Origin of the sequence: Pseudomonas cimarronensis (assembly GCF_049331905.1) — a bacterium.
Lineage (GTDB): Bacteria > Pseudomonadota > Gammaproteobacteria > Pseudomonadales > Pseudomonadaceae > Aquipseudomonas.
The window spans coordinates 1,369,845-1,391,069 of sequence record NZ_CP186283.1 but is presented as its reverse complement, the minus strand read 5'-3'; the positions used below and the strand labels follow the sequence as shown (position 1 = coordinate 1,391,069).

Annotated in this window: 19 protein-coding genes; 10 read left to right on the top strand and 9 right to left on the bottom strand. The window is 62.0% G+C overall.

The features are described from left to right. The first annotated feature begins 65 nt into the window (after window positions 1-65). Window positions 66-617: a tetratricopeptide repeat protein gene (locus ACOCLD_RS06435; RefSeq protein WP_422911278.1), complete on the top strand. Its 552-nt coding sequence runs from the start codon at window positions 66-68 to the stop codon at window positions 615-617. A gap of 159 nt (window positions 618-776) precedes the next feature. Here the strand turns inward: ACOCLD_RS06435 and ACOCLD_RS06430 are convergent, their stop codons facing one another. Continuing rightward, window positions 777-1,100: a DUF1820 family protein gene (locus tag ACOCLD_RS06430; RefSeq protein ID WP_108486963.1), complete on the bottom strand. Its 324-nt coding sequence runs from the start codon at window positions 1,098-1,100 to the stop codon at window positions 777-779. Window positions 1,101-1,234: 134 nt separating this feature from the next. Here ACOCLD_RS06430 and miaB point away from each other — a divergent pair, with 134 nt between their 5' ends. From miaB to lnt, 5 genes are all read left to right on the top strand, one after another. Further along, window positions 1,235-2,578: a tRNA (N6-isopentenyl adenosine(37)-C2)-methylthiotransferase MiaB gene (gene miaB / locus ACOCLD_RS06425; protein ID WP_422911277.1), complete on the top strand. Its 1,344-nt coding sequence runs from the start codon at window positions 1,235-1,237 to the stop codon at window positions 2,576-2,578. 88 nt (window positions 2,579-2,666) lie between these two features. Continuing rightward, window positions 2,667-3,671, top strand: coding sequence for a PhoH family protein (locus ACOCLD_RS06420; RefSeq protein WP_233683709.1), 1,005 nt, complete (start codon window positions 2,667-2,669; stop codon window positions 3,669-3,671). Then, a complete protein-coding gene (gene ybeY / locus ACOCLD_RS06415; RefSeq protein ID WP_422911276.1) occupies window positions 3,664-4,122 on the top strand; it encodes an rRNA maturation RNase YbeY in 459 nt (152 codons plus the stop codon). The genes ACOCLD_RS06420 and ybeY overlap by 8 nt, the downstream gene beginning before the upstream one ends. A gap of 46 nt (window positions 4,123-4,168) precedes the next feature. Next, a complete protein-coding gene (locus ACOCLD_RS06410) occupies window positions 4,169-5,008 on the top strand; it encodes an HlyC/CorC family transporter (RefSeq protein WP_233683707.1) in 840 nt (279 codons plus the stop codon). Window positions 5,009-5,109: 101 nt separating this feature from the next. Beyond that, window positions 5,110-6,630, top strand: coding sequence for an apolipoprotein N-acyltransferase (gene lnt, locus ACOCLD_RS06405; protein ID WP_422911275.1), 1,521 nt, complete (start codon window positions 5,110-5,112; stop codon window positions 6,628-6,630). Here lnt and ACOCLD_RS06400 read toward each other — a convergent pair. Genes ACOCLD_RS06400 through ACOCLD_RS06390 form a run of 3 tightly spaced genes read right to left on the bottom strand, consistent with a single transcriptional unit; the run spans window position 6,627 to window position 8,943 of the window. Continuing rightward, a complete protein-coding gene (locus tag ACOCLD_RS06400) occupies window positions 6,627-7,529 on the bottom strand; it encodes a biotin-dependent carboxyltransferase family protein (RefSeq protein WP_422911274.1) in 903 nt (300 codons plus the stop codon). The genes lnt and ACOCLD_RS06400 overlap by 4 nt on opposite strands. Further along, on the bottom strand, window positions 7,526-8,203 hold the full coding sequence (gene pxpB, locus ACOCLD_RS06395) for a 5-oxoprolinase subunit PxpB (RefSeq protein WP_422911273.1): 678 nt from the start codon (window positions 8,201-8,203) through the stop codon (window positions 7,526-7,528). The genes ACOCLD_RS06400 and pxpB overlap by 4 nt, the downstream gene beginning before the upstream one ends. Further along, window positions 8,200-8,943, bottom strand: a complete 744-nt coding sequence (locus tag ACOCLD_RS06390; protein ID WP_422911272.1) for a 5-oxoprolinase subunit PxpA — start codon at window positions 8,941-8,943, stop codon at window positions 8,200-8,202. Before ACOCLD_RS06390 ends, pxpB begins: the two co-directional genes overlap by 4 nt. Window positions 8,944-9,135: 192 nt before the next feature. Here ACOCLD_RS06390 and ACOCLD_RS06385 point away from each other — a divergent pair, with 192 nt between their 5' ends. From ACOCLD_RS06385 to ACOCLD_RS06370, 4 genes are all read left to right on the top strand, one after another. Then, the gene (locus ACOCLD_RS06385) at window positions 9,136-9,735 is read left to right on the top strand and encodes a PepSY-associated TM helix domain-containing protein (RefSeq protein ID WP_422911271.1); all 600 of its coding nucleotides are present in this window, start codon (window positions 9,136-9,138) and stop codon (window positions 9,733-9,735) included. Between the two features lie 10 nt (window positions 9,736-9,745). Continuing rightward, complete coding sequence (locus ACOCLD_RS06380) at window positions 9,746-10,258, top strand: DUF2271 domain-containing protein (protein WP_422911270.1); 513 nt, start codon at window positions 9,746-9,748, stop codon at window positions 10,256-10,258. 40 nt (window positions 10,259-10,298) lie between these two features. Further along, complete coding sequence (locus tag ACOCLD_RS06375) at window positions 10,299-11,174, top strand: DUF4198 domain-containing protein (protein WP_422911269.1); 876 nt, start codon at window positions 10,299-10,301, stop codon at window positions 11,172-11,174. Between the two features lie 64 nt (window positions 11,175-11,238). Then, a complete protein-coding gene (locus ACOCLD_RS06370) occupies window positions 11,239-12,789 on the top strand; it encodes a sulfite reductase subunit alpha (RefSeq protein WP_422911268.1) in 1,551 nt (516 codons plus the stop codon). A 326-nt stretch (window positions 12,790-13,115) separates the two neighbouring features. On the opposite strand, the gene ACOCLD_RS06365 is transcribed toward ACOCLD_RS06370, so the two are convergent. The 5 genes from ACOCLD_RS06365 to ACOCLD_RS06345 form a co-directional block, all read right to left on the bottom strand. Beyond that, window positions 13,116-15,326, bottom strand: coding sequence for a TonB-dependent receptor (locus ACOCLD_RS06365; RefSeq protein WP_422911767.1), 2,211 nt, complete (start codon window positions 15,324-15,326; stop codon window positions 13,116-13,118). Between the two features lie 114 nt (window positions 15,327-15,440). After that, complete coding sequence (locus ACOCLD_RS06360; protein ID WP_422911267.1) at window positions 15,441-16,544, bottom strand: alpha-hydroxy acid oxidase; 1,104 nt, start codon at window positions 16,542-16,544, stop codon at window positions 15,441-15,443. After that, window positions 16,541-17,221, bottom strand: a complete 681-nt coding sequence (locus tag ACOCLD_RS06355) for a Fe2+-dependent dioxygenase (protein WP_257777053.1) — start codon at window positions 17,219-17,221, stop codon at window positions 16,541-16,543. The genes ACOCLD_RS06360 and ACOCLD_RS06355 overlap by 4 nt, the downstream gene beginning before the upstream one ends. 202 nt (window positions 17,222-17,423) lie before the next feature. Continuing rightward, window positions 17,424-19,721, bottom strand: coding sequence for a TonB-dependent receptor (locus ACOCLD_RS06350; protein ID WP_422911266.1), 2,298 nt, complete (start codon window positions 19,719-19,721; stop codon window positions 17,424-17,426). A gap of 284 nt (window positions 19,722-20,005) precedes the next feature. Then, entirely contained in the window at window positions 20,006-21,169 is a 1,164-nt protein-coding gene (locus tag ACOCLD_RS06345) for a type III PLP-dependent enzyme (protein WP_233683695.1), read from the bottom strand. Window positions 21,170-21,225: the final 56 nt, after the last annotated feature.

The window sequence follows — 21,225 nt, the reverse complement described above, 5'->3', positions numbered from 1 at the left end:
ATGGCTGCCGCGTTCCGGCGGCCAGGCACATCGCCTGTTGTGCATCCTGAGGTAAACGGATTTTCATGAAACGCACCGGCCGCACCCTGTCCCTGGGCTGCCTGTTGCTCCTGCTGCCACTGCTCGCTTCGGCGGGCGGCAACTCCTTGCTGATCCCTGCGCCAGGCAGCTGTTCCCTGAATACCTCCGCCGAAGAACTGCCCGCTGCTGTCGAAGCCTGCGAGCAAGCTGCGCGCAATGGCGACTTGCAAGCTGAGTTCGAGCTGGGCGAGTTCTATTACGACGGCAAACGCATCGAACGCGATCTCAGCCAGGCACTGAAATGGTTCGAGCAAGCCTCGCTGCAAGGCCATGCACAATCGCAGTACCGCCTGGGCATGATGTTCTTCCGTGGCGAAGGCGTACCGGCAAACGCCGTGCAGGCCTATATCGTGCTGAAAATGGCGGCGGTGAACGGCTCGGACGAAGCCATGGATAGCGCTGACCTGATTGCCGCACAGATGCCGCGCGATGAGCTGGAAATCGCCAGCCAGGTGCTCGGGCAGATCTTCCGCAACTACCTGCTGGAGTTGCAGAACGCCGACACCCTTACCTCGCCGTTCGCACCGCTGCCGTAGTCAAACCGTTTTGGCGTGAAGCGTGGCGAGCGAAGAGCAGGCAAGGCGCTACGTTAGTAACAGCCTTCGGCTGATCAAAACAGCGAGGCAGCGGAGTTTACTGGTGTAAATGAGCATGCCGAGCCAGTTTTTAACGCCGCATGGTCGAGCGCAGCAGCTTCACTTATCCGGCATCGGCATGGGGAACGGCATGACATTGCCACCACCCTTGGCATCACTGATCTTCGGCGTACCCAGGCGCTCGACTTCATCGATGCGGATGATCGCGTGCATGGGAATAAAGCTGCGCACCACACCGTCAAATTGCGCCTTGAGCTTTTCCTCGCTGGGGTCGACGACCACCTGGGTGCGCTCGCCGAAGACGAATTCCTCTACTTCCAGGAAGCCCCACAGATCGCTTTGAAAGATCTGCTTGGCGTACATCTCGTACACCTGACCCTGATTGAGGAAAATCACCTTGTAGATGGGTTCGCGCTTGCTCATGGTTATGCAGTTCGTACCGAGGGGCTGATTGAAAGGGCGCGGATCATAGCATAGCCGCCGAGCAGCCAATGCTAGGAAGCCACGCCTTCGCCCCCTATAATGCGCGGTTATTCAAATCCCCTTGTTGAGCGCGCATGACCAAGAAGCTTTATATCGAAACCCACGGTTGCCAGATGAACGAGTACGACAGCTCGCGCATGATCGACCTGCTGGGTGAACATCAAGCCCTGGAAGTCACCGAGCAGGCGGCAGACGCTGACATCATCCTGCTCAACACCTGTTCGATCCGCGAAAAAGCCCAGGACAAGGTGTTCTCGCAGCTTGGCCGCTGGCGTGAGCTGAAGCTGGCCAACCCGGATCTGGTGATCGGTGTCGGCGGCTGCGTGGCCAGCCAGGAAGGCGCGGCGATTCGTGACCGCGCGCCCTACGTCGACGTGGTCTTCGGCCCGCAGACCCTGCACCGCCTGCCGGAAATGATCGACGCCGCGCGCAGCACCAAGACCGCCCAGGTGGATATCAGCTTCCCCGAGATCGAGAAATTCGACCGTCTGCCCGAGCCGCGTGTCGATGGCCCCAGCGCCTACGTGTCGGTGATGGAAGGCTGCAGCAAGTACTGCACCTTCTGCGTGGTGCCCTACACCCGTGGCGAAGAAGTCAGCCGGCCGATGGCCGATGTGCTCAGTGAAATCATCCACCTGGCCGAACACGGCGTGCGCGAGGTCACCCTGCTTGGGCAGAACGTCAACGGCTACCGCGGCGCGACCACCAATGGGCAGATCGCCGACTTCGCCGAGCTGCTGTATGCCGTGGCCGCCATCGATGGCATCGACCGCATCCGCTACACCACCAGCCACCCGCTGGAGTTTTCCGACGCGCTGATCCAGGCTCACGCCGATATCCCGGAGCTGGTGAAATACCTGCACCTGCCAGTGCAATCGGGCTCCGACCGAATTCTCGCGGCGATGAAGCGCAACCACACCGCGCTGGAATACAAGTCGCGTATCCGCAAGCTGAAAGCCGCCGTGCCGGACATTCTGATCAGCTCGGACTTTATCGTCGGCTTCCCTGGTGAAACCGAGAAGGATTTCGAGCAGACCCTGAAACTGGTCGAAGACGTCGGCTTCGACTTCTGCTACTCCTTCGTCTACAGCGCGCGCCCCGGCACCCCGGCGGCTGATCTGCCCGACGACACCCCGCTGGAACTGAAAAAGCAGCGCCTGGCGTTGCTGCAACACCGCATCAGCCAGCAGGGTTTCGAAAACAGCCGGCGCATGGTCGGCACCGTGCAGCGCATTCTGGTCAGCGACTACTCGAAGAAGGACCCCGGCATGCTCCAGGGCCGCACCGAGAGCAACCGCGTGGTCAACTTCCGCTGTGACAATCCACGCCTGATTGGCCAGTTCGCCGACATCCATATCGACGAAGCCATGCCCAACTCACTGCGCGGCACGCTGATCAGCGAAACCGTCTGCAACTAAAGGTGCAGCGGCCCGAGCTTCCCCCTCGCGGCCGCTGGCGCTATTCTTCAGTTCACTACCCCAGCCGACTGGCGGCCATCACACGACCTTGAACGCGCCCATAGAACCGCTCCGCTTTATCCTTGAACCCTTTGAGGCCCGCCGCTTCGCCAACCTGTGCGGCCAATTTGATGAACACCTGCGCCTGATCGAACAGCGCCTGGGCATCGAGTTGCGCAACCGTGGCAACCAGTTCGAACTGGTCGGCACCGCCGGCCAGACCCGCGCCGCCGAGCAACTGCTGCGCCGTCTCTACCGCGAAACCCAAAGCACCGAACTGTCGCCCGACCTGGTGCACCTGTTCCTGCAGGAATCCGGTATCGAGGAGCTGAGCAATCCGACCGTCGAAGCCAGCGTCGCCCTGCGCACCCGCAAGGGCATGATTCGCCCACGCGGCGCCAATCAGCAGCGCTACGTCAAAGCCATCCTCGACCACGACATCAACTTCGGCATCGGCCCGGCCGGCACCGGTAAAACCTATCTCGCCGTAGCCGCTGCCGTAGACGCTCTGGAGCGCGAGCAGATTCGCCGCATCCTGCTGGTGCGCCCAGCGGTGGAAGCAGGTGAAAAGCTCGGTTTCCTGCCTGGTGACCTGTCGCAGAAGATCGACCCGTACCTGCGCCCGCTGTACGACGCACTGTACGAGATGCTCGGCTTCGAGCAGGTGGCCAAGCTGATCGAGAAACAGGTGATCGAAGTCGCGCCGCTGGCTTACATGCGCGGCCGCACGCTGAACAACAGCTTTATCATCCTCGACGAAAGCCAGAACACCACCCTGGAACAGATGAAGATGTTCCTCACCCGTATCGGCTTCGGCTCGACAGCGGTGATCACCGGTGACATCACCCAGGTCGACCTGCCGCGCGGCACCAAAAGCGGCCTGACCCACGTCATCGACGTGCTGCGTGACGTCCCGGGCATCAGCTTTACCCACTTCAAGCCCAAGGACGTGGTGCGCCACCCGCTTGTGCAGCGCATTGTCGAAGCCTACGAGCGCTACGACAACCGCATGCACGGCAAGCTGGATGACGAGCAGGATGAGCGCAATGCTTGAGCTTGACCTGCAGATCGCCAGCGACGCCGCGACCCTACCGAGCGAGGCGCAGTTTCGCACCTGGTGCGAGATCGCCCTGCGCCAGCGCACGGCCGATTCGGAGCTGACCATCCGCCTGGTCGACGAAGCCGAGGGGCGCGAGCTCAATCACACCTGGCGTCATAAAGATTACGCCACCAACGTACTATCCTTCCCTGCCGATGTGCCGGATGAACTGCTGGACATCCCGTTGCTCGGCGACCTGGTGATCTGCGTGCCAGTGGTTGAGCGCGAAGCCCAGGAACAGGCGAAAACCAGTGAAGCGCACTGGGCGCACCTGGTGATCCACGGCTGCCTGCACCTGCTCGGCTACGACCATATCGAGGATGAAGAAGCCGAAGAGATGGAAGCGTTGGAACGCGAATTGCTGGCTGAGCTGGGGCATCCCGACCCTTACGCCGACCACGAATAATTATTTGCCCCCCACAGACACAACAGAAGGTTCCTGAGTAACCACCATGAGCGAAGATCGATCGAGCAACGAGCAGAAGTCCTGGTTCAACCGACTGACCCAGGCTTTTGCTCATGAGCCGAAGAACCGCAAAGAACTGCTGGAAGTGCTGCGCGAAGCGCACCAGAACAAGCTGCTCGACAGCGAAGCACTGGCCATCGTTGAAGGTGCAATTCAGGTCGCCGACCTGCAGGTACGCGACATTATGGTGCCGCGCTCACAGATGATGAGCATCAAGGCCAATCAGTCGCCCAAGGAATTCCTGCCGGCGATCATTGAAGCGGCGCACTCACGCTACCCGGTGGTGGGCGAAAGCCTCGACGATGTGGTCGGCATCCTGCTGGCCAAGGACCTGCTGCCACTGATCCTCTCGGGCGAACAGCCCAACTTCAATATCAAGGATCTGCTGCGCCCGGCCACCTTCGTGCCCGAGTCCAAGCGCCTCAACGTGCTGCTGCGTGAATTTCGCGCCAACCACAATCACATGGCCGTGGTCATCGATGAGTACGGCGGCGTTGCCGGCCTGGTGACCATTGAAGATGTGCTTGAGCAGATCGTCGGTGACATCGAAGACGAACACGACGTGGAAGAGGACAGCTACGTCAAACCGCTGCCCTCCGGCGATTTCCTGGTCAAGGCACTGACGCCGATCGACAGCTTCAACGAAGCCTTCGACACCACATTCTCCGACGATGAATTCGACACCGTCGGCGGCCTGGTGATGAGCGCCTTCGGCCACCTGCCCAAGCGCAATGAAGTCACCGAGATCGGCGAGTTCCGCTTCCGCGTGCTCAACGCCGACAGCCGGCGCATTCATCTGCTGCGCCTGACGCCGATCAATAACTGATCTGCAGCCGGCCACCGGCAATGGTGGCCGGCGGGCAACACTTCCCCCGCCTGCTCGCGCGCTTTACCCTTGCGCCACCGCAATCCAAGGACCTGCATGCAATGCACTGGATAACTCGACCTGGCTGGCCCGGCACCCTGATCGCGCTTGTCGCGGGGGCCATCACCCCCTTGGCGCTGGCACCTTATGACCTGTGGCCGCTAGCGCTCTTGTCCATCGCCCTGTTCTACCTCGGCCTGCGTGATCTGACGCCACGCCAGGCCGCTCTGCGCGGCTGGAGCTACGGTTTTGGCCTGTTCGCTGCGGGCACCAGCTGGGTGTATGTGAGCATCCACGATTACGGCGCCGCCTCGCCGCCGCTGGCGGTGTTTCTGACATTGCTGTTTGTCGGCGGGCTCGGTCTGCTGTTCGCCCTCAGCGCCTGGGTCTGGACGCGCTGGCTGCGCCGGGTCGAAGCGCCGCTGGCCGACGCCCTGGCCTTCGCGGCGCTGTGGCTGGCTCAAGAGGCCTTCCGTAGCTGGTTTCTCACCGGTTTTCCCTGGCTCTACGCCGGCTACAGCCAGCTGGATGGTCCGCTGGCCGGGCTGGCGCCAGTTGGCGGTGTATGGCTGCTGTCCTTTGCCTTGGCCCTGAGCGCCGCGCTGCTGGTGAATCTGGCGCAACTGCGCGCGCGCAAGGCGTTTCTCGCCATCGGCGTGGTGCTGTTAATTGCACCGTGGATCGCCGGCCTCGCTCTCAAGGGTCACGCCTGGACCCAGCCGCAAGGCGCGCCGCTGAGCGTGGCCGCCATGCAGGGCAATATCGAACAGAACCTGAAGTGGGACCCCGAGCAGCTCAATGCGCAGCTCGCGCTGTACCGCGACATGACCTTCAGTGCCAAGCCAACCGACCTGATCATCTGGCCGGAAACCGCCATTCCGGTGCTGAAGGATCGCGCCCAGGGATACCTGGGCGTGATCAATCGCTTCGCCAACGAGCGCAATGCCGCACTGATCACTGGCGTGCCGATTCGTCAGAGCAACGAGCGCGGCGAACCGCGTTACTACAACGGCATCAGCGTGGTCGGCCAGGGCAGCGGCGACTACCTCAAGCAGAAGCTGGTGCCCTTTGGTGAGTACGTGCCACTGCAGGACCTGCTGCGCGGGTTGATCGCCTTCTTTGACCTGCCAATGTCCGACTTCGCCCGTGGCTCGGCCGACCAGGGTCTGCTGCAAGCCAAGGGCCACGCATTGGCCTCGTTGATTTGCTACGAAGTGGTCTACCCCGAATTCGCTGCCAGCCTGGCCGCACAGAGCGACCTGCTGCTGACCATCAGCAACGACACCTGGTTCGGCCGCTCCATCGGCCCGCTGCAACACCTGCAGATGGCGCAGATGCGCGCCCTGGAAGCTGGACGCTGGATGATCCGCGCCACCAACAACGGCGTCACCGCGCTGATCGACCCGCAAGGCCAGATCACCACGCAACTGCCGCAATTCGAACAGGCAGTGCTCTATGGCCAGGTACAACCGATGCAGGGACTCACGCCTTATCTGCAGTGGCGTGGTTGGCCCATGCTGATTATCTGCCTGGGTCTATTTGCCTGGGCGCTGATGGCCAGCCGTATGGCTAAAACGCTTTAACGACGAAAAAATCGGTAGAACTCGCGCAGCTCAGCCTGCGCGTCGCCAATGCTCACCGGGGTGAAACGCAGCGGATGGTGCGCCGGGCATTGCGCCAGGCGGCCCTGATCGAGCGGGTGCAACCAGCCGAGCAGCGGGTAACCGCCCATGCTCTGGTGGTCGGCCTGGAGGATGATCGGCTGACCATCCGGCGGCACCTGAATCGCCCCACGAGCAACGCCCAATGACCATTGCCGCACAGGCGGCTGCATGGCCTCGCCAAGCAGTCGCGCGCCCATGCGGTCGGAGTGCGGGCTGAGCTGCCAGGTCTGGGCGAAAAAGCCCTGCAACTGGTCTTCCTCGAAACTCGCCGCATCGCCGCCGGTAATCACCCGCAGCAAGGGTTTGCAGCGGTAATCCGGCAGATAAGGCCAGGGCACGCTGGCAACATGAGTGAAATGTGCGGGCCGGCAGGCCAGCAGATCACCCGCCTGCACAGTCCGTCCCAGCCCTTCGCGCAGCTGCACGCTAACGCTGCCCAGCAGCGGCTCGGCGACAAAACCGCCCGCCACTGCCAGGTAGGCTCGCTGACCACTGCGGGCAAAGCCCAGGCGCAACTGCTGGCCTTTGCGCAATGGCAGGCGCGTCCACAACGGTTGCGGCTGATCATCCACACTCAGCGGCACCTGCGCGCCGCACACCGCCACCCAGGTGTCGACCTCGGCCTGCAACTCGACACCGCCCAGGGCGATTTCCAGCAGCGGCGTGCCCCAGGGATTGTTCAGCAGATGATTGGCCCAGGCCGCGCCATGCCAATCCTGCGGCCCGGCCGGCGATACACCCAGATGCTGCCAGCCGCGCCGCCCAGCATCCTGCAACAGGCTTTGCGGCCCTGGCTTGAGCACCCGCAGGCCGCTCATAGCTGACCGCCTTCGCGGATAAAGTCGCGTTCATCGATGCTGCGAAAACGCACCCGATCACCCAACGCCAGCGGACAGGGCGGCGTGCGCGCGGCGTCGAACAGCGGCCAGGGGCAACGGCCAATCAGGTGCCAGCCGCCAGGGGAGCTGTGCGGGTAGATCGCCGTTTGCCGCTCGGCAATCGCCAGGCTACCGGCCGGTACGGCAATGCGCGGGGTGGCGCGGCGCGGCAAGGTCAGGCGTGCATCCAGCTCACCGAGGTAGGCAAAACCTGGGGCAAAGCCAATCGCGCCGACGCGGTACTCGCTCGCCGCATGCAGTTCGATCACCTGGGCGCTACTCAGCCGGCACAGACGCGCGACCTCGGCGAGGTCTTCACCGTTGTAGCAAATGGGGATTTCATGCAGCCGCCCGGTCTGGGCGACAGAGGGCTCGGCCAGCCAGCGCTCCAGCAGCGGCTTGAGTCGCTCGGCCAGCTCCAGGTGATCGGTACGCAGCAGGTCGTAGTGCAACAGCAGGCTGGTCCAGCCCGGCACCAGATCCGTCAGCACCTCACCCAACTCGCCACGGATACGCTCGACCAGCAGGGCGATCCGCTGCGGCAGCTGCGCATCTGGCTGCTCGGCCAGCACCAGCAGCAGCGCTTCGGCACCGGCCGGTTCGAAGCGGATCATAGGGCGTCCAGGCTGGCCCGCAAACGCCGCAGCACGGCCAGCGAATCGGCGTTATCGCCATGCACGCAGAGGCTGTCAGCCCGCAACTGCAGCGGCTTGCCATCGATATCGGCAAACGACTCGCCTTGGGCAATCGCCAGGGCCTGCTGAAAAATGCGCTGCGGATCATGGTGCACCGCACCGCTCAAACGCCGGGGAGCCAACTGCCCGTCGGCCAGATAGGCGCGGTCAGCAAAGGCCTCGAACATCAACGGCACATCCGCAGCATCGGCCAGGCGCAGCTCGCGGCTGTTGTCGGCCAGCGCCAGCACCATCAGCGGCAAGCCCTTGCGGTAGCTGGCGCACGCTTCAAGCACCGCGTTGAACAGCGCATCATCACGCACCAGGTCGTTGTACAACGCACCGTGCGGTTTGACATAGGCCAGCTGGGTGCCAGCCGCGCGGCAGAAAGCCTCCAGCGCGCCAAGCTGATAGAGCACCAGCGCGGTGACCTCTTCTGGCGAGCAGGCGATATGCCGACGGCCGAAGCCAAGCAAATCCGGATAGGCCGGGTGCGCGCCAATGCTCACCCCATGCTCTACCGCCAGGACGACGGTGCGCTGCATGGTCAAAGGATCGGAAGCATGAAAGCCACACGCCAGGTTGGCCTGATCAATCAGCGGCATGGCATGCACGTCATCGCCCATGCGCCACACGCCGAAGCTTTCACCCATGTCGCAGTTCAGCAGGATTCTTTTCATGCCCACCAGCTTAGTGGCGCATTGCAGCGACGGGAAGCCCGCCCAAGCATGCCCAGCCACGGCTGTGTCCAGGTACGAAGAGATCACCACACATCAATAGGAATGTATATTGTTTGTAAATAATCATGCTTAGCATTAAAAATTCACTAGAATCGCCACCCTGAACCCTAAACCCACTGACAAGACTTGGCTATGCCTCAATCCTTCTGGCTCGGCACCCTGCGCCAATGGCACTGGATCAGCTCGGCGCTGTGCCTGGCCGGCATGCTGTTGTTTGCCGTGACCGGCGTCACCCTGAACCATGCCACGCAGATCGAAGCAAAACCCCGGGTGATCAATCATCAGGCGCAACTGCCCGAGGCGCTGCAGACCGCGCTGCAAGACAAACAACCCAGCCAGGGTCTGCCGCTGGAGCTGCGTCAGTGGCTGGAGGCCGAGCTGGCGATTCGCCTGAATGGCCGTGACGCCGAATGGTCGGATGGCGAGTTGTATATCGGCTTGCCGCGCCCCGGTGGCGATGCCTGGCTGAGCCTGGATATCGAATCCGGCGCCCTGGAGTTCGAGTCCACCGACCGTGGCTGGATCGCCTACCTGAATGACCTGCACAAGGGCCGCAATACCGGCACCGCGTGGGCCTGGTTTATCGACGTATTTGCCGTGCTCTGCGTGGTGTTCAGCCTCAGCGGCCTGCTGTTGTTGCAACGCTATGCCGGCAACCGCCCCAGCACCTGGCCGATGCTCGGCCTGGGCCTGGTGCTCCCTGTTCTGCTGGCTTTGCTGTTTATTCACTAAGGACATCGTTATGCCAAAACGCTTGCTGTTGCCCCTGTGCGCCCTGTTGAGCACCCCGGTGCTGGCTGCCGACGTGCAGCTGGAGGTGGAAATCCCGCGCCTGCAGGTGGCCGAATACCATCGCCCCTACGTGGCCATCTGGCTGGAGCAACCGGACCAGAAGCATGTCGCCAACCTGGCGGTGTGGTACGACCAGAAGCTCAAGGACAAGGAAGGCGAAAAGTGGCTCAAAGACCTGCGCCAGTGGTGGCGCCGCAGCGGCCGCAGCCTGGAGATGCCGGTTGACGGCATCAGCGGCGCCACCCGCGCAGTGGGCAAACAGAGCCTGAGCTTCAGCAGCGCCGATGCGCCTTTCAAGCAATTACCCGCCGGTGAATACCGTGTGGTAGTGGAAGCCGCCCGTGAAGTGGGCGGCCGCGAACTGCTACGCCTGCCGTTCACCTGGCCACCCAAGCAAGCCGCCAACCAGAGCGTTCAGGGCAGCAGCGAGCTGGGCCAGATCACCCTGCAACTGACGCCTTGAACCTCAGCCCCTTGCATCACTGCCATTAAGGAAGACTGCCATGCACCCACTCGTAAAATGGACCGCCCTGACCCTGGCCATCTGCCTGCCGCTGTCCGCCCAGGCCCACCGCGCCTGGATGCTGCCTTCGGCCACCGTCCTGTCCGGTGAAGATCCGTGGGTCACCGTCGACGCCGCCGTGTCCAATGACCTGTTCTACTTCGAGCATTTCCCGCTGCGTATTCAGGGCATCGGCAACCTCGACAACGCACCCGCTGGCGGCCCACCCGGCATGCGCCCGCGCCCGGCCGCCGTGCTGCAACTGTTCGCTCCGGATGGCAGCGCCGCCAAAGCCGAGAACGGCAGCATCGGCCGTTACCGCAGCACCTTCGACCTGCACCTGACCCAGAAAGGCACCTACAAACTGGCCATCGCCAACAGTGGCCTGTTCGCCAGCTGGAAAGAAGGCCAGGAACACAAGCGCTGGATGGGCAAGGCCGAAGACTTCGCCAAGCAGGTACCGGCAGGCGCCGCCGAGCTGAAAGTGGCGCAGAACAACAGCCGCATGGAAGTCTTCGTCACCTCTGGTAACCCGACCACTACGGTGCTGAAAACCACCGGTGTTGGCCTTGAGCTGGCACCGATCACCCACCCCAACGACCTGTTCGCCGGTGAAGCCGCGGAATTCACCCTGCTGCTCGATGGCAAGCCGGCCGCTGGCGTTGAGGTCAGCGTGATCCCCGGTGGCAACCGTTACCGCGACGATCTGGGCGAGATCAAAACCACCAGCGACGCCACCGGCAAGATCAGCATCACCTGGCCGAACGCCGGCATGTACTGGCTGGAAGCCGAGCTGAGCAGCAAGGACGGCGTCACTGCACCTGCCACCGAGCGCCGCGCCTCTTACAGCGCGACCCTGGAAGTGCTGGCACCCTGATGCCAGCCCGAACGCTGTCGCCGCCCGGCGACAGCGCCTCCCACTGCTTAGCTGACGACTCGACTTGATCACCGCCCCACGACTTCACGCCCTGCGCCACTGGCCCTTGCCGACCTGCCTGCTGCTGACCGGTCTGTTGTTCTGGCTGCAACCTGCGCGCGAACTCAGCGCGGGGCTGATCAGCCTCACCTATCTCGCCCTGTGCCTGCACTACTGCTGGCCACAGCGCCGTATTCCCTCCGGCCAGGCCGGCGAACTGCTGATTGCCTACGCCAGCCAGGGCGGACAGGCGCAGCACCTGGCCGAACGCAGCTACGCGCAACTGCTCGCCAGCGGCACACCGGCGCGTTGTATCGCACTCAACCAACTGGACAGCACACAGCTGGCAACGCTTGAGCGCCTGCTGCTGATAGTCAGCACCTACGGTGACGGCGAAGCACCCGATAACGCCGTACGCTTTGAGCGTGCCCTGCATGCTCAACAACCGCTGCCGCAACTGCACTTCGCCATCCTGGCCCTGGGCGACAGCAGCTACCCGCAGTTCTGCGCCTTCGGCCAACGCCTGCAGCAGCGCCTGCACGCGCTCAAGGCGCAGCCGCTGTTCGACCTGCTGTGCGTCGACAACCTCGATGCCGGTACCCTGCGCCACTGGCAGCAACAGCTTGGCCACCTCAGCGGCAACAGCGACTTTGTCGACTGGCAGCCCGTGCACTATCGCCCCTGGCAACTGACGCAGCGCCACTGCCTCAACCCTGACAGCATCGGCGCCCCGATCTTCCAACTGCGCCTGAGCAGCAGCGAGGACGTCGAGTGGCGCGCCGGCGATATTGTCGAAGTCGGCCCACGGCATGCCCCGCAGCGCATCAATGCCTGCCTGCAGCAACTCGGCCTTGATTCGCAGCAGCGCTTAACGGATGGCCAGCTGCTGAGCGATGCCTTGAGCCATCGCCATCTGCCGACAAGCCGGCCGGATGACGGCGACATCGCGCAGTGGCTTGCCACACTGACGCCCCTGCCACACCGCGAATATTCAATTGCCTCATGCCGCAGCAGTGGCAGCCTCGACCTGTTGGTACGCCTGCAGCACCAGGCTGATGGCAGCCCTGGACTGGGCTCCGGCTGGCTGTGCCAGCATGCCGAAGCGGGCAGCCAGATCGATCTGCGCATCCGCCGCAACCCCGGCTTTCATGGCCCGGACGCCGCAACACCACTGATTCTGATCGGCAGCGGCAGCGGCCTCGCCGGCCTGCGCGCGCACCTGCAGGAGCGCGCAGCCAATCCACACTCACGCAACTGGCTGCTGTTTGGCGAACGCCACGCCGCCCACGACGCCCTGCTAATCGACGAGCTACGCGCCTGGCAGCACAGCGGTCACCTCGCACGCCTCGACCTCACCTATTCGCGCGACGGCAACCCGCAACGCTATGTGCAGGACGCCCTGCGCGACGCCGCCAGTACCCTGCACGCCTGGCTGGCTGACGGCGCAGCCATTTACCTGTGCGGCAGCCTCGATGGCATGGGCCGCGATGTCGACGCTTGCCTGCGCCAACTGCTGGGTGATGAGCAGCTGGAACAGCTGAGTCAGAGCGGCCGCTACCGCCGCGATCTGTACTGACAGCACACTGCTCGACTGACAAGACCACACGCGCCAGCGCAATAAGCGCGTGCGAGCAAACCACCTCTGGGATACACAGCACAACGGCTGGCACCACGACGCGCAGCCGATGCTGGGGCCAACAGCACGCTCTGCCGTGTAGACACGTGCCGCGATACGTTCACTTGATTCTAACGATGTATCACCGTCAGCCTGCCAACTCCCGCGCAGCCATTGAATAGCCGCATAAAACAAAACCCCGGCCACTGCAGGCAGTGGCCGGGGTTTCGCGTCAGCGGATGGTTGCTACCGGCCAACCCAATCTGGCGGTAGCGACCCTGACAGGCTTAGAAGCTGTAAGTCGCCGAGAGCACCGCCGAACGTGCATCGCCGTACTCGATCGCCGAAGAGCGGGTATTCAGCCCCACGTTCTGCCGCACGCTTTGCACATACTCCTTGTCGAACAGGTTGTTCATGTTCAACTGCAGATCAAGCTCATCGGTGACCTTGTAGCCGACCATAGCGTTGTGCACCCAGTAGGCATCCAGCTTGGCGTTGTCGCTGGAAGTCACGTTACGCTCGCTGGCATAACGCGCACCATAACCTACGCGCCAGCCGGCTGGCAGCTCGTAGGTGCTCCACAGGTTGAACGAGCGCGGCGGGGTGTTGCCCAGCGCCTGACCTTCACGGGCGATACCAGCAGCAGTGTCTGCGGCCTTGAGGGTTTCGCTGTCGAGGAAGGTGTAGTTGGCGTAGACGTTCCACTGTTCGGTAATCCGACCGGTCACACCAAATTCAACGCCTTGTACACGCTGCTCACCTGCCAGCTGGGTCGAGCCATCGGCCATGGTTTCACGGGCGTTGGTCTTCTCGACACGGAACAGCGCAGCATCCAGTTGCAGGCGGTTATTGAGCAGCTCCCACTTGGTGCCTAGCTCCCAGGTTTCGTTCTCTTCCGGGGCCAGTTCAGCGGCAGCAGCATTCAGCGCACCGGAAGACGCCAGGTTCTCCGCTGCGGGGTTGAAGGAGGTGCCGTAAGCCAGGTAGATGCGGCCATTTTCGGCGGGTTTGTACACTACACCGGCACGCCCGCTGAGCTCCTTGTCACGCGAATCCAGGCGCGTCACGGTACCAGCTGGCAGCGCGACGTTCTTCGATTCACCTTTGATCCAGTCATAACGCAGGCCCAGGCTCAGGTCCCACTGCTCGTTCAGGGCCAGGGTGTCGAAGACATAAATCGCTTCGTTATCCAGCTGGGTGCTGGTTTCAGCGGAGCGAGCCTTGTTGATCGGCCCGGTGTAATAACCTGGCGGGTTACCCAGATCGAAGCTGCGGCCGGCAAAATTCAAACCATAGCTGTAAGTGTTGCGGTGGTAATCCTCACGCGAAACCTCAACGCCGGTCACCAGGGTGTGGCCCAGGCCGAAGGTGTCGAAATACGCAGTCAGGTTGGTCTGGTTGATCCACATCTCGCTGGTCACATCACGGCCATAGCCCTGCGGACCGGCAGGCCGGTATTGCCCAGCCGGGGCGACGGCCAGGTTGACGTGAGAGGCCGAAATGACCGTATCACGCTTGACCTGGCTGTAACGGCTGAGGTTCTGCAAGCGCAGGTTGTCGTTGAAGTCGTGTTCGAATTTGACCGTAAAGGCGTCGGTCTGAATTTCTTCCTTGTCGATGTTCTTCCAGCCGAAGAAACCTTCACGGTCAACACCAGCCAGGCGCTTGCCGTCGAAAGCCGGCACACCGTAATCAGGCAGGTTGTCATCGTTTTGATGCAGATAGCTGAGGGTCAGGCGAGTCGATTCGCTCAGACCCAGCAGCAGCGACGGTGCAATACCCCAGCGCTGACGGTCGACATAGTCACGACCCGGAACATCATTCTCATGGGCCATCAGATTGAGGCGCACGGCACTGCCGGTGCCCACGCCTTCCAGGGTCTGGTTGGTGTCCAGGGTCAGGCGGTGGTAGTTGTCGGTACCCAGGCTGGCACCGATTTCGGTGAAGTCACGCTGACGTGGCTGCTTGCTGACCTGGTTGATGCTGCCGCCGGTGGTACCGGAGCCGCCAAAGACCGAGTTGGGGCCTTTTATGACCTCAACGACCTCGATATTGAAGGTGTCGGTACGGTTGTTCTGCGAGCTGTCACGCAGGCCGTCGATCTGCATGTTGGCGTTGGCACTGAAGCCACGGATATTGATGCTGTCGCCTGAACCACCACCGCCCTCACCGGCGTTAAAGGTGATACCAGAGACGTTGGCCAGCACTTCTTTCATGCTCAGGGCTTTCTGCTCTTTGAGCAGCGCCTGTGGCACCACGGTGATGGTCTGCGGGGTATCGAGCAGCGGCACCGCGTACTTGGCGGAAGACGAGGTTTCGGTCTTGTAGCCTTCGGCCTGCTGGCCCTTGACCGTTACGCTACCCAGTTCGACCGGTGTCTTGGCCTTTTGCGGCACTTGCTCGGCTGCCATGCCGGCACCCGCCCAGGACGCTACAGCCAGACCGATGGCCGTAGCCAGAAGACGACGCTGCGGCAGGTTGCCGACTTGTTTACCCATACCCATGAGAACCACCCCCAGATAAAAACGAGGCGTGATTCTATTTGATAATGATTACCAAGCAATACGAATTTACACTTTTATTTGAAATAAGTTCCCTACGTCTTCCTTTTTCTACATCAGGCTCGCCGTACCAATACTGGCCAGATCACGACACCCGGTCAGCGCCATGGCCACTTCCAGCTCGGCGCGCAGCAACTGCACCACATGCGCCACACCACTCGCCCCCGCCGCAGCCAGGCCATACACGTAAGGCCGCCCAACCAATACAGCATCCGCACCCAGGGCCAGCGCCTTGAATACGTCCGTACCGCGACGGATACCGCCATCGAGCAGCAGTGGCAAGCGCCCTTGCACTGCGGCGGCGATATCCGCCAGCACTTCGATGGTCGCCGGCTGGCCGTCCAGCGTTCGCCCGCCATGGTTGGAGACAATGATGCCGTCGACGCCTTCGGCTACCGCGCGCTGCGCATCTTCGGCAGTCATCACGCCCTTGAGCAGGATCGGCAGGCGCGTCAGTGAACGCAGCCACTGCACATCCGCCCAACCAGGCGCTGCCGCCATTAACGCACCACCGAGCAACAAGCCACCGCTGGGCGGCGCACTCTCGCGCAGCGGCTGCATGCCACGCAGATTGACCGCCTCAACGCCCTCAGGCAGAAAGAAACCGGCGCGCTGTTCACGGTTGCGCACGCCGTTGACCGGCGCATCCACCGTCAGCACCAGCGCCTTATAACCCGCCGCTTCGGCGCGCCTGACCAGCGCCGCGGTAAAAGCCCGATCCGGTTGGATATACAGCTGGAACCACAACGGGTTGTGCGCCTGCTCGGCCACCGCCTCAAGCGATACGCTGGCCTGGGTGCTCAGCACCATACCGGCCTGTACCGCCGAGGCCGCCAGCACCGTGGCCAGTTCACCGTCGGCATGCGCCAACTGCTGATAGGCCACCGGCGCGAGGAAAATCGGGTGAGCGAATGCCTGGCCGAACAACTGCAGATGGGTATTACCCCCGCTGAGGTCAGCCAGCACCCGCGTGCGCAGGCGAATGCGCTGAAACGCCGCCTGATTCTCCGCCAGGGTCAGTTCATCGGCCGCACCACCGGCGATATAGGCCCAGGCCTGGGCGCTCATACGCTCGCGGGCCAGGGGCTCATAATCCGCCACAGCGGCGACGCTTGGCGGGATCTGCGTCAGTGTCGGCAATGGCAGGTCGGTCATGTGTTGGCCCATTGGCGCAGCAGGTTGTGATAAACCCCGGTCAAGCGCGCCAGTTCGGCACTCTCCGGCACTTCCAGGGTCAGTGCCTGCACTGCCCGGTCCAGCTCCAGCAACAGACTGCGCTGAGTGTCATCACGCACCAGGCTCTGAATCCAGAAAAACGCCGCATAGCGTGTACCCCGAGTCACCGGCTCAACCCGATGCAAACTGCTGCCGGGGTATAGCACCAGATGCCCGGCCGGCAGCTTGACGCGGTGGCTGCCGTAACTGTCTTCGACCACCAGCTCGCCGCCGTCGTACTCGTCCGGATCACTGAAGAACAGCGTGGCCGACAGATCACTGCGCACCCGATGCGGCGTGCCCGGCACGCTGAAAATCGCGTTATCGATATGGTTGCCGTAGGTGCCGCCGCCGGTATAGCGGTTGAAGCGCGGCGGCAATACCTTCAGCGGCAAGGCGGCCGAAACAAACTGCGGATGGTTGCCCAGGCGCTGCACGATAAAGTCGCCAATCTGCACCACCAGCGGATCATCCTGGGCCAGTTGCTGATTGGCCTTGGCCTTCACCGCCTGATGCCCGGCAGTCAGCCGACCATCCTGCCAGCTGGCCTGTTCAAACGCCTGACGGCACTCACGCACCTGCTCAGGCGTCAGCACATCGGCAATGCTCAACATCATGATTCGCTCTCCTCACCGGTCGCCCTGAGCGCCCGCCTCCAAACAGTTGCAAATGATTCTAAATAGCTGAGGCGCACTATGACAGCGCCGCACACCAGGACAGTTGATCCAGCCCAATAAATCCTCCACGAGGATGCTGTAGAACCAATAAAAACGCCCCGGATACCAAGGCATCCGGGGCGCGTTTTACGGCCTGAGCAACTTAGAAGCGGAAGTCGGTGCTCAGGGTCAGGGTACGTGGATCACCAAGCATGGCGCGACGACCATTCCAGTTGGTGGAAACGGCGTATTCCTCATCGGTCAGGTTATCCAGGTTGACCCGCACATCCAGGTTTGGATTGACCGCGTAGGACGCCATCGCATTAAAGGTGGTGTAGCTCGGCAGCTTGCCCACTGCGCCGTTGGGAATAATGCGCTCGGCATCATCCGGACGGCCCAGGTAAGACGAACCCACGTGCTTGGCACCCGCCCCGATGGTCACACCAACCGGCAGACGATAAGTGGTCCACAGGCTACCCGACACACGCGGGGTAAAGGCCAGTTCATCACCACTGGTACGCTCTACAGCACCGTAGTCACCGGCATTGGCGCGTTTGCGCACCTCGTCCAAATAGGCGCTGTGCTTGCGCTCGCTGTCCATAAAGACGATGCCGGCAAACACATTCCAGTCGTCAGTAATTTTGCCTGCGGCACTTAGCTCCAGACCTTTGACGATCTGCTTGCCGTAACCCTTGAGGGTGGCCGGCGCAGGCTGGCCGACATCACGCCCGGTAATCGGCACGTCCTTTTTCACGGTGTAGAACAGCGCAGCAGCCGTCGAGAGGCGCTTGTCGAAGAAGTCCCATTTGGTACCCAGCTCGTAGCTGTCGGCCTTGACCGGACCGGCGCCATCTACCAGCCCTGGCATGGCCTGACCCGCGACGCGGGAAATGTCAGCGTTCGACAGGAAAGAACCCGCTGGCTGCACCGAGCGGCCATAAGCGGCGTAGATGCTGCCGTACTCCACCGGCTTGTACACCAGGCCCAGCTTGCCGGCCACGGTGAACTCGGTGTCATCGTAGCCATCCGGGCCTACAGGTGCGCCGGCAACGGTCTTGCTGCTGATATCGACCTGGTAGTTCTCCAGGCGCAGGCCGCCGGTGACTTGCCACTGCTTGTTCAGCTCGATGGTGTCGTACAGGTACAGAGCCACCGTATCGACTGTCACCTCATTGCGCTCGGCAGCACGCTCGGCGGCCGGTCCCGCACGGTTGTAATCCGGATCAAAGATATTCGCATTGCCCGGATTGATCGCAGCGTAGGTCGCGCCTTCGGATTTCTCACGAGTCAGCTCCAGACCAGTCGCCAGGTTGTGCTGCAGGCTACCAGTAGCGAACTGCGCAGACAGGTTGGTCTGGTTGGACAGGCTGGTGTTGACCCGATCATAGAACTGCGTATCGGTACGCAGCTGATCACCGCCCAGGAACTGGAATGGCACGGTGTAACGCGCATCACGGTCAACCCGCGCCCAGCGCGTCTGGTTACTCAGGGTCAGGCCAGTGGACAAATCGTGCTCGAGACGTGCCAGGAAGGAATCACTGGTGGTGTCGTCATAATCGGATTTGAGGCCATAGAACTTGTCGCGATCCACCGACGACAGCGACGGATCATAGACAGCCTTGAGCCCCTTGACCGAGGAACCGGACACGCCCCAGTCCGGACGATCGTTCATCTGCACATGCTCATAGGCGAAAATCGCCCGAGTATCAGTGCCCAGGCCAAATGCCACCGACGGCGCGATGCCCCAGCTGTTGTTCTCCGCGTGCTCGCGGCCGGCCACGCCGCTGTCTTCCAGCAGCAGGTTGAGGCGCGCGGCGGTGCTGTCGTTGATCACCTGGTTGGTATCCAGGGTCATGCGCTTGCGCGCTTCGGAGTCGTACTGGTCGAAGGCGTAGCTGATACCGCCGCCGATAAATTCTTCCAGGGTCGGGGTCTTGGTCACCAGGTTGATATAACCGCCGGCACCGCCACGGCCGTTATCGGCGGCCGGGCCCTTGGCCACTTCAACCGACTCGACGTTGAACACGTCGCGGGTGTAGCTGCCGTTGTCGCGCGCACCGTCGATAAAGATGCTGCCGCTGGTGTCGAAACCACGCAGGCTGAAATTGTTGGTGCCGCTGGCAAAGCCGTTCTCACCAGCATTGAAGCTGATACCTGGCGTGTTGCTCAGCACGTCAGTCAGGTTGCGTGCGCCCTGCTCCTTGAACAGCGCTTCCGGGATCACGCTGAAGGTTTGCGGCGTATCCAGCAGTGGCGCGGTCTGCTTCGGCGAGGAGGCCTTGTCGACCTTATAGCCGGCATCCTGCTGGCCTTTGACCGTAACGCTGCCCAGCTCGACCGGCGTCTTCTCGGCTTCGGCGGCAATGCTGTGGCTGGCGCACGAAGCAATGGCAAAGCCAATGGCACTGGCCAACAGGCGGCGTTGAGGGAGATTTCTGCGCTTTTTATCGTAGTTGTTCATGAGAATCGCTCAGGCTTAAAAAACTGACGCGATTCTAATTAGTAAGCACTCTCAATCAATCTTTACATCTCGTTTACAGAAACTCCTTTGTAACAAAATTGTCAGCCTGCCCCGCCGAGCATGGGCCGGGCTAGCGCAAGCGGAACGACGCAAAGGCTCTAGCGCAAGTAATAGCAACTGAAGCCGGCGTATTGGCTGGCATCTAAGGCGCGGGAAAAATGTTGCGGGCACAAAAAAGGCACGGGATCAGCCCGTGCCTTTTTGCCCAGCGCGAGGCCGACGCGTTACAGGTAGAACGACTTCAGCGGCGGGAAGCCATTGAATTCCACCGCGCTGTAGCTGGTGGTGTAGGCACCGGTGGACAGCCAGTACAGGCGATCACCGATCGACAGGTTGAGCGGCAGGCCGTACTTGTAGTTCTCGTACATGATGTCGGCGCTGTCGCAAGTCGGGCCGGCGATCACCACCTCTTCCACTTCACCCTTCTTCTCGGTCCAGATCGGGAACTTGATCGACTCGTCCATGGTTTCGATCAGACCGCTGAACTTGCCCACGTCCACATACACCCAACGCTCCACGGCGGTGCGCGACTTGCGCGCGACCAGCACCACTTCGCTGACCAGAATGCCGGCATTGGCGATCAGCGAACGGCCCGGCTCCAGAATGATTTCCGGCAGGTCATCGCCGAAGTCTTCCTTGAGGAAGCGGATGATTTCCTCGGCGTAGGTTTCCAGGCTGTTGGTGCGGGTGATGTAGTTGGCTGGGAAGCCGCCGCCCATGTTGATCAACTTCAGCTCAATACCGTCTTCCTCTTTCAGACGCTCGAAGATCACCTTGACCTTGGCAATCGCCGCATCCCATACCGAGATGTCGCGCTGCTGGCTGCCCACGTGGAAGGAAATGCCGTACGGCACCAGACCCAGATCACGGGCAAGGATCAGCAGATCCATGGCCATGTCGGTCTGGCAGCCAAACTTGCGCGACAACGGCCAGTCAGCGGTGGTCGAGCCTTCGGTGAGGATGCGCACATAGACTTTCGCGCCCGGCGCAGCCTTGGCGATATTGCGCAGGTCGGCTTCCGAGTCGGTGGCAAACAGGCGCACGCCCTTCTCGAAGAAGTAGCGGATGTCCTTGGATTTCTTGATGGTGTTGCCGTAGCTGATGCGGTCAGGCGTCACGCCACGGCTGAGCACCTTGTCCAGCTCGTAAATTGAGGCGATGTCGAAGCTGGAACCCTTTTCCTTGAGCAGGTCGATGATTTCCACCGCCGGGTTGGCCTTGACCGCGTAGTACACCTTGGCGAACTCGAACCCGGCGCGCAGGTCGTCGTAGGCCTGGCTGATGATCGAGGTATCGATCAGCACAAAGGGGGTTTCCTGGGTATCAGCGAAGGCTTTCATGCGCTGAAAAGTAGCGGGTGCGTAATAGTCTTCGACCTTGATCGACATGCTCGGACTCCAGTTGGCAGAACCAGTTAAAACGCATTCAGCAGATGAGCCGGCAT